At 45.7% G+C, this 558-nt stretch carries 1 protein-coding gene; it reads right to left on the reverse strand.

The window, feature by feature from the left end; translation table 11 throughout:
• Window positions 1–558 (reverse strand): hypothetical protein (locus HT711_RS10390; RefSeq protein ID WP_205403213.1); only part of this gene is annotated, 558 nt, incomplete at both ends.

Below are 558 nucleotides of genomic sequence, written 5' to 3' on the forward strand. Positions count from 1 at the left end.
TTCTTTTGAAGTCACTGAGTGAATGTTCGATGACGCATAGTCTTTCTCTTCACTTCCTACTGTGATTCCGACAACTCCCGTATTCGTATGAAGGTCTTCGCCACTCAAGGTGTCTGTTGGTTTCTTAACGATGTCTTTCGTACGTACGGTATGTCCTTCTTTAGTGTAAGCACTACTGTTTGTACTATTTTCAAGATCACCTTCTCCAACTTTTGCGGTGACGGTGACGCTATCGCCTACTTTGTCCGCTGGAACTTCAATCGATCCGTTTGTGATGTTCACGCCAGAATCGTTACCCTCTACAGTCCAGTTACCGTCAGTACCTTTCTTGACAGTCACTTTTCCACCGTCTTTCAACGGAATCTCAATCTTATCTCCTCCGTTGTCTGCGGCTGGTGTCACTTTCAAGTTACCGTTTTGCCATTGTCCTACCGTTGGTGCGGTTGGCGCAGCTTTGGTTACTTTCAACTTAACAGTCGTGTCTTCGCTACTTCCGTCAGTGTAAGTAATCGTGACTGGAATATCTTTGGTGCTTCCTGCTGTTAAGGCTGGTAATGC

It is taken from the genome of Streptococcus sp. 1032 (assembly GCF_013277015.1).
Classification (GTDB): Bacteria; Bacillota; Bacilli; order Lactobacillales; family Streptococcaceae; genus Streptococcus.